Source organism: Streptomyces sp. NPDC058872 (assembly GCF_042743065.1).
Lineage (GTDB): Bacteria > Actinomycetota > Actinomycetes > Streptomycetales > Streptomycetaceae > Streptomyces.
Genome location: NZ_JBHYMK010000119.1, coordinates 1 through 8,177 on the forward strand (window position 1 = coordinate 1; position 8,177 = coordinate 8,177).

The 8,177-nt window shown below is 71.2% G+C and carries 6 protein-coding genes and 1 pseudogene; 3 read left to right on the forward strand and 4 right to left on the reverse strand.

Annotated elements, in window-relative coordinates; genetic code table 11:
* The 4 genes and pseudogenes from ACFW22_RS35310 to ACFW22_RS35325 all read right to left on the reverse strand — a co-directional run.
* Positions 1 to 131 (reverse strand): annotated as a pseudogene (locus ACFW22_RS35310) (ATP-binding protein); the annotation flags it as partial.
* Positions 112 to 516 carry a DUF742 domain-containing protein gene (locus ACFW22_RS35315; protein ID WP_386412776.1) on the reverse strand — a complete coding sequence of 135 codons (405 nt, stop codon included), beginning with the start codon at positions 514 to 516 and terminating at the stop codon, positions 112 to 114. The gene ACFW22_RS35315 and the pseudogene ACFW22_RS35310, both read right to left, overlap by 20 nt.
* A gap of 151 nt (positions 517 to 667) precedes the next feature.
* Positions 668 to 1,081 (reverse strand): roadblock/LC7 domain-containing protein, encoded by a 414-nt coding sequence (locus ACFW22_RS35320; protein WP_108152797.1) that lies wholly within the window; start codon positions 1,079 to 1,081, stop codon positions 668 to 670.
* Positions 1,082 to 1,090: 9 nt separating this feature from the next.
* Positions 1,091 to 4,906, reverse strand: coding sequence for a nitrate- and nitrite sensing domain-containing protein (locus ACFW22_RS35325; RefSeq protein ID WP_386412779.1), 3,816 nt, complete (start codon positions 4,904 to 4,906; stop codon positions 1,091 to 1,093).
* A 565-nt stretch (positions 4,907 to 5,471) separates the two neighbouring features.
* On the opposite strand from ACFW22_RS35325, the gene ACFW22_RS35330 reads away from it, so the two are divergent.
* From ACFW22_RS35330 to gltX, 3 genes are all read left to right on the forward strand, one after another.
* Positions 5,472 to 5,675, forward strand: coding sequence for a hypothetical protein (locus ACFW22_RS35330; RefSeq protein ID WP_386412782.1), 204 nt, complete (start codon positions 5,472 to 5,474; stop codon positions 5,673 to 5,675).
* A gap of 120 nt (positions 5,676 to 5,795) precedes the next feature.
* Positions 5,796 to 6,581 carry a fumarylacetoacetate hydrolase family protein gene (locus ACFW22_RS35335; protein WP_386412785.1) on the forward strand — a complete coding sequence of 262 codons (786 nt, stop codon included), beginning with the start codon at positions 5,796 to 5,798 and terminating at the stop codon, positions 6,579 to 6,581.
* Positions 6,574 to 8,088 carry a glutamate--tRNA ligase gene (gene gltX / locus ACFW22_RS35340; protein WP_386412788.1) on the forward strand — a complete coding sequence of 505 codons (1,515 nt, stop codon included), beginning with the start codon at positions 6,574 to 6,576 and terminating at the stop codon, positions 8,086 to 8,088. Before ACFW22_RS35335 ends, gltX begins: the two co-directional genes overlap by 8 nt.
* Positions 8,089 to 8,177 lie beyond the last annotated feature (89 nt).

Here is an 8,177-nt window from a genome sequence, read left to right on the forward strand (position 1 = left end):
TCGGTACGCAGCGGGTTGATCTCCGAGACGGCGCCGACGAACGTGGTCTTGCCCACGCCGAAGCCGCCCGCCACCACGATCTTCGCGCTGGTGGTCGATCTGGCCGCGCCGTTAGAGCTTGCGAAGTCCACTGAGCACCCTTTCGAGCAGTGTCACGTCCGGCGTGCCGCCGGTCTCTCCGTTGCCCGGCTGGTGGATCGCCACCATGCCGGCCTCCGCCAGGTCGGCGACGAGGATCCGGGCGACACCGAGCGGCATCGACAGGAGTGCCGACACCTCGGCCACCGACTTGACCTCGCGGCAGAGGTGGCAGATCCGCTGGTGCTCCGGCAGGAGCGTGGCGAGGTGCGCCGGGTCGGCGGTCGTGCTGACCAGCGCCTCGATGGCGAGCTGGTAGCGCGGCCGGGTCCGACCGCCGGTCATCGCGTACGGACGCACCAGCGGCTGGTCGCCCTCATGTCCGTACTCGTCGGCTGAAGAGCCGTACGGATCGTGAGAGGCGGGGGGCGGGGTCATGAATCCTCCGGGCGTGACAGCAAACTTTCTGCCGTCTGATGGGGCCGGTGGGGGGCCGGGTGGGGCGGCCGGACGGTGAACGGTGCCGGGACGGTACGGAGGGGCGTACCGTCCCGTCGGTCGATGCGGACGGGGGGCCGGTGTGCGGGGCCTAGTGGAGCAGGCTGCCCTGGAGCTCCGCGCGGAGATCCGGGGTGAGCACGCTGCCGGCCCGGTCGACCAGCAGCGCCATCTCGTAGCCCACGAGGCCGATGTCGCAATCGGGGTGTGCGAGCACGGCCAGCGAGGAGCCGTCCGAGACGGACATGAGGAAGAGGAAGCCGCGCTCCATCTCCACCACGGTCTGTGCCACGGGACCGCCCTCGAAGATCCGGGACGCGCCCGCGGTCAGCGAGGTGAGTCCGGATGCGACCGCCGCCAGCTGGTCGGCGCGGTCGCGGGGGAATCCTTCGGACATCGCCAGCAGGAGTCCGTCGGCGGAGACCACCACCGTGTGCGACACCCCGGGGGTGTTGTCCACGAAGTTGGTGATCAACCAGTTTAGATTCTGCGCCGCCTGGCTCATCGCGCTCAACTAACGCTCCTGCTGGTGGTTCGGGCCGAGGTGGTGGCTACCCGTGGTCGAGTTGCCGGCCTGGCGGCCCTGCTGGATGCCGCGGCGCAGATTCGTGAGCCGGCCGCGGACGTCGTCGGGTGCACGCGAGACCTGGGGGCCGGCCGCATGGGCCTGCTCCTGGGCGGTCCCGGGTACGAGGTTGGCCTTCGGCACGCGGCGCGGAAGGCCGGAGGTGGTGACGCCGCCGGCCGCGGGCTTGCGCACCCGCTCCGCCTGGCGCACCAACTCGTCGTTGGGCGAGGTCCGCCAGGCGGCCGCGCCGTTCTGCCGGTCGCCGTCGGCGGCCGGGTTGCCGGCCGGACGGTGTCCCTGGGCGGACGGCTGCGACACGATCGGGGTCTGCCCCGTCCGCATCGCCTCCGGCCCACGGCCGCCGGTCGGAGCCTGCTGGCCCTGCTCCTGCTGGAACCAGTTGGGGTCCGTCCCGTCGTACGCCGGGGCACGACCGTCACCCGCACCGCCGGCCGGCGGCAGGGCCTCCGGGCGGCGCGGCTGCTGGAGCTGCGGCTGGGCCGGTTCGGCCGGGCGGGGAGCACCGAACTCGTCACCGGTCCGCTGGCGCGGCGCCTGCGGCTGGGCCTGCGGCACGAAGGGCTGCTGACCGAACTGCTGCTGGCCGCCCTGGCCGCCCTGGTATCCCTGCGGGGCCTGCGGCTGCTGCGGGACACCGAAGTCGGGGCGCGGGAACTGGCCGGTGGAACCGGGACCCTGCGGGGCACCGAAGTCCTGGCGCGGGAACTGCGCCGTCGACGCCGGGTCCTGCTGACCGAACTGCTGCTGGCCGCCCTGGTATCCCTGCGGGGCCTGCGGCTGCTGCGGGACACCGAAGTCGGGGCGCGGGAACTGGCCGGTGGAGCCGGGACCCTGCGGGGCACCGAAGTCGGGGCGCGGGAACTGACCCGTGGAGCCGGGACCCTGCGGGGCGGCCGTCGAGCCGAAGCGGCCCGTCGCGTCCGGCTCCTCGTGGCCGCGCGGGGCGTCCAGCGGGGACATCTCCTGCTGCGGCCGTCGGACCGGCTGCTGCGTCGGGTCGTTGCCCCAGCTCGCGGCCTGCGGGCGCTGCTGCTCGGTGTGCGGGGCGCCGTAACCGCCCTGCTGGGCCTGGCCCTGCGGCGCCTGCGCCGCGGGACCGGACTGGTGGCCCCACACGTCCGTGCGGGACGGGATCGCGCTCGCGGCACCGCCGATGAGGCCGTTTCCGCCGGGGCCCGGACGCAGCGGGTCCGACGACTGCGGGGCCTGGGGAGCCTGCGGGGTCGGGGGGACCTGCGGGAGCTGGCCGGTCTGCTCGGCCTGGGCGTTCTGCGGCTGGGGGGTGCGGGGCTGCTGGGGACCCTGCGGGCCGCCGGCGAGCGGGGCACCGTCACGGGCGGGCAGCGCGGCCCGGGGACCGCCCGCACCGACCTGACCGCGCGCCGCACTGGCACCGGCGCCGAGACGACCGGCCGCTGACGAGGGAGCGCCGCCCGGGCGTCCGCCGCCGGGACCGCCGTTCGCGCCGGGGCCGCCCGGGAGCCGACCGCCGGGGGCGGAGCCGCCCTGCGGCACGGCGCCCTGACCGCCCGCGCCCGGCTTGGGCATGGGCTTCTTGCCGCCCTGGGCGACGTCGACGGGGAGCATGACGAGGGCGGTGGTGCCGCCCGAGTCGGAGGGGCGGAGCTGGATCCGGATGCCGTGTCGCAGGGACAGGCGGCCGACCACGAAGAGGCCCATGCGGCGGGAGACCGAGACGTCCACGGTGGGCGGCGAGGCGAGCCGCTCGTTGATCGCGGCGAGGTCCTCGGGGGAGAGGCCGATTCCGGTGTCGTGGATCTCGACCAGCACCCGGCCGTCGGGCAGCGCGTGACCGGTGACCCGGACCTTGGTCTGGGGGGAGGAGAACGAGGTGGCGTTCTCCAGGAGCTCGGCGAGCAGGTGGACGAGGTCGTTGACGACCCGGCCGGCGACCTCGGTGGCCGGGACCGCGGCCAGTTCGATGCGCTCGTACTGCTCCACCTCGGAGGCGGCGGCACGCAGGACGTCGACCAGCGGGACCGGACGGGTCCAGCGGCGTCCCGGCTCCTCACCGGCGAGGACGAGGAGGTTCTCGCCGTTCCGGCGCATGCGGGTCGCGAGGTGGTCGAGCTTGAAGAGCGAGGAGAGCTGGTCCGGGTCGGCCTCGCGGGACTCCAGCTCGGAGATGAGCGAGAGCTGGCGCTGGATGAGGCCCTGGGAACGCCGCGAGAGGTTGGTGAACATCGCGTTGACGTTGCCCCGGAGGAGGGCCTGCTCGGCGGCGAGGCGGACGGCCTCGCGGTGCACGTCGTCGAAGGCCGCGGCCACCTGGCCGATCTCGTCCCGGGAGTGCACACCGACCGATTCCACGGAGGTGTCGACGTCCTGCGGGTCGGACTCGGAGAGCTGCTTGACGAGCTCGGGCAGACGGTCCTGGGCGACCTTGGTCGCGGTGTCCTGCAGCCTGCGCAGCGACCGGATCATGGACCGGGACACGACGAAGGCACCGATGAGGGAGACGCCGAGGACGAGGAGGATCAGCGCACCGTTGATGATGGCTTCGCGCTGCGACTCCTGCTTCAGCTCACGGGCCATCGTCTCCATGTCGCCGAGCAGACCGCGCTCGATGCGGTTCATGGCCGTGATCTTGGTGCTGTACTCGTCGGTGAAGTTCAGGTAACCGCGCTTGGCGGCGCCCGCCATCCCGTTGTCCGAGTTCAGCACGCGCTCGGCGTACTTGTCGGCCGCGACGATCGACGGGTCGCCGGAGTTCAGCGACTCGGTCCGCTCGTTGGCGTCGCCACCGGTGGACTCGTAGATAGCCCGGAACGACTTGAGCTCGTCGCCCTCACTGTTGAGGGCGGCCTCGCCGTAGAGGCGGTCACCCTGCTGGATCTTGCCGGAGGTCCGGTCGCTCGGCGGGAGCGCGGCCGCGATGATCGCCTGCTGGATGGAGGCGTACTCCTTGGCGGACGAGAACGCGGCGAGCGCACGGGTCCGCTTGATCATCTCGGGGTTGCTGGTCGCCTGTGCCATGTCCTGGGACAGGCTGAGCAGCGAGCGGATGAGGCGGCTGTACGCCTCGACCGTCACCGAGTTGGAGACGCCCTTCTTGTAGGCGCTGCCCCGGATGGCGTGGAGCTCGGTGACCTGTGAGGCGATCTGGCTGACGTTCTGGCGGATGCTCCGCAGCGCCTCGTCGCCCTCGGACGCCGGGATCTCCTCGGTGGCGTCGAGGAAGGCCTTCAGTTCCCGGTCCGTCTTCCGGCGCGGGTTGGCGACCTGGTAGTCGCTGATCGGCCGGTCGTTGGCCAGCGGGCCCGCGGACAGGTCGCGCTCGGCCTGGAGGGCCTGCGCGAGGTCCGTCGCCTCACGGGTCAGCTTGGTGAGCAGCTGCATGTGGTCGAGCTGCTCCATGTCCTGGAGCGAGTCGCCGATGCGGATGCCGCCCAGGGTCGTGGCCGCGACCACGGGGAGGGTGAGGAGTGCGACCAGGCGCGTGGAGATGCGCCAGTTGCGCAGGGCTATTCGAGGCCCGACCTCGTTCTCGGACCGGACCTTGGGGGGTGTGGGCGTCGGCTCGGCGGGCGGGGCCGCAGCGCTCGCGCGCTTGCCGCCGTCACCGCCTTCGCCGGACGGGGCCTGACCCTGGTTCGGGGTGCGCGAGGCCGAGGGACCACGGTCGGTCCCGGTACGCGGTTCCTGCTCCGCCGGAGCATCCGCTCGGCCCTGGCGGGCCTGGGGAGACCCCGAGCCATCCCTCTTGAAACGTCCCTGCACTAGCGTCGCAACCTCTGGACCAGGCGTCCTTCCGGGTGAACGGAGAGGACGGTGTCGGCGTCGGCGGGGTGCTTGGAGCACCCCAGGTGGTCGTCGGTGACCGGCGCAGTTCCCCCTTCTCCGCCACTTGGCCGGCGCTGCGTTGCGCCTCCTGCGCGCCGGCTTGAAACCTGCGGCGGTGCGTGGAATTCCAGCACAGTGCCGGATCTCCAACAAGGGCTGCGTGTTGTGACCAGAGGGGCATGACAACGCGTACATGGGATGTCACCCCACGTAGAAGGTAATCGTGGATCATTCGGACTTTTCTGCCCCAATAGCCCGGCATCCCCGTGTGTCCCAGTCGACATGATCAGGAGCGGAATAGAGCATTAAAGCGGAATGTCCCTTTCCGTGATGACCCGCGACGGTCCGTAATGCCCCAAATATTCACTCAAGGGTGAGCAAACTCACATGCGGATCGGTGTCTCGGTCATGCATTCCAAGGGAACTGCATGTTTAGCCTGACGCTTTACACCCCTACGCGCCCATACGGGTGCCCGTCCCGGAACAGGGTCTGAACACCGCCATGAAGACGACGACGCTGCGCAACACGGCCAACCCCCGCCGTTCCACCCTCGTGCACCTCTCGGACGCCGCACAGCTCGACCGGGGTGCCCGTCCGGAGTACGCGGTCGAGCTGCCGGGGCGGACGGCCAACCCGCGCCGCACCGTCCTCATGCAGCCCCCGGCCCCGTACGAGCCCCAGCCGTACGCCACCGTCTCCCGCTGACCGCGGTCACCGCCCCGCCGCCACTCCCTCGGCCCGACGGCATCGCCGGTCGGCCGCCCCCGCCGCGTTAGCCTGGACCGTCAGACTCCAGCCAGTAGCAAGTGAGGGGCGACAGCACTCGTGCGCATCGCCAGATTCTCCATCGACGGCAACGTGGCCTTCGGCGCCGTGGAGGGCGAGGGAACCGTCGAGTCCGGCGGCCTGGTCCTCGACATCATCAAGGGCATTCCGTACACCGACTTCGAGCTCAGCGGCACCAAGGTCCCGCTGAGCAAGGTACGGCTCCTGCCGCCCGTGCTCCCCAACAAGGTCGTGGCCATCGGCCGCAACTACGCGGAGCACGCCGCCGAACTCGGCAACGAGGTCCCCGACGTCCCCGTCGCCTTCTTCAAGCCCACCACCTCGGTGATCGGCCCCGGCGACGCCATCGAGTACCCCTCCTTCTCCCGCGAGCTGCACCACGAGGCCGAACTGGCCGTGGTCATCGGCCGCATGTGCCGCGAGGTGCCCCGCGAGCGCGTCAAGGACGTCGTCTTCGGCTACACCTGCGCCAATGACGTCACCGCCCGCGACGCCCAGCAGCGCGAGAAGCAGTGGGCCCGCGCCAAGGGCTTCGACACCTCCTGCCCCTTGGGCCCCTGGGTGGAGACCGACCTCGATCCGAGCGACCTGACCATCCAGGCCACGGTCAACGGCGAACAACGCCAGCTGGGTCGCACGAGCGACATGATCCGCTCCATCGAGGACCTGGTCGTCCACATCACCGAGGCCATGACGCTGCTCCCCGGAGACGTCATCCTCACCGGCACTCCCGCCGGGGTCGGCCCCCTCAACGTCGGCGACGAGGTCGCCGTCACCATCGAAGGCATCGGCACTCTCACCAACAAGGTGATCAAGCGTGGCTAACGCGAATTCCCCCAAGCTCTCGACTCCACTTGAGCAGGGGGCACCCCCCCGCGTCCGTTTCTGTCCCTCCCCGACCGGCAACCCCCACGTGGGCCTGGTCCGCACCGCCCTCTTCAACTGGGCCTTCGCCCGGCACAACCAGGGCACCATGGTCTTCCGCATCGAGGACACCGATGCTGCGCGCGACTCCGAGGAGTCGTACGACCAGCTCCTCGACTCGCTGAAGTGGCTCGGCCTCGACTGGGACGAGGGCCCCGAGACCGGCGGCCCGCACGCGCCGTACCGTCAGTCGCAGCGGATGGACATCTACAAGGACGTCGCCGACAAGCTGCTCGCCGGCGGGTACGCGTACCCCTGCTTCTGCACCGCCGTGGAGCTGGAGGCCCGCCGTGACGCCGCTCGCCTGGCCGGCAAGCCGTCGGGTTACGACGGCACCTGCCGCAACCTGAGCGACGAGCGCATCGAGCGCTACCGCGCCGAGGGTCGCGAGTCCATCGTCCGCTTCAAGATGCCCGACGAGCCGATCACCTTCACCGACCTGGTCCGCGGCGAGCTCACCTTCACCCCGGACAACGTGCCGGACTACGGCATCCTCCGGGCCAACGGCGCCCCCCTCTACACCCTGGTCAACCCGGTCGACGACGCTCTGATGGAGATCACCCACGTCCTGCGCGGCGAGGACCTGCTCTCCTCCACCCCGCGCCAGATCGCGCTCTACAAGGCGCTGATCGAGCTGGGCGTCGCCAAGGAGATCCCCTCCTTCGGCCACCTGCCGTACGTGATGGGCGAGGGCAACAAGAAGCTCTCCAAGCGCGACCCGCAGGCCTCCCTCAACCTCTACCGGGAGCGCGGCTTCCTCCCCGAGGGCCTCCTGAACTACCTGTCGCTCCTCGGCTGGTCCTTCTCGGCCGACCAGGACATCTTCACCATCTCCGAGATGGTGGCGAAGTTCGACATCGCCGACGTGAACGCCAACCCGGCGCGCTTCGACCTCAAGAAGGCCGAGTCGATCAACGCCGACCACATCCGCATGCTGGACGTGAAGGCCTTCGCCGCGGCCTGCGAGCCCTGGCTCCGGGCCCCGCACGCCCCCTGGGCCCCCGAGGACTTCGACCCGGTCGCCTGGGAGCGGATCGCCCCGCACGCCCAGACCCGTCTGACCGTCCTCTCGGACATCACGGCGAACGTGGACTTCCTCTTCCTGCCCGAGCCGGTCTTCGACCAGCCCTCGTGGGACAAGGCCATGAAGGGCGAGCCCGCGGCCCTCCTCGCCACGGCCCGCGAGAAGCTCGTGGACGCCGACTGGAGCGACCCGGAGTCGCTCAAGAACGCCGTCCTGGCCGCAGGCGAGGCCCACGGCCTCAAGCTCGGCAAGGCCCAGGCCCCGGTCCGCGTCGCCGTCACCGGCCGCACGGTGGGCCTCCCCCTCTTCGAGTCCCTGGAGATCCTGGGCAAGGAGCGGACGCTCACCCGCATCGACGCGGCCCTGGCGAAGCTCGCCGCGTAAGCGCACGCCCTGCGCCACGGGGGCGGCGGCCGGACGTCTTACGGCCGCCGCCCCCGGTCCCGTTCCCCTCCCCTCGACAGCCGGCCGGG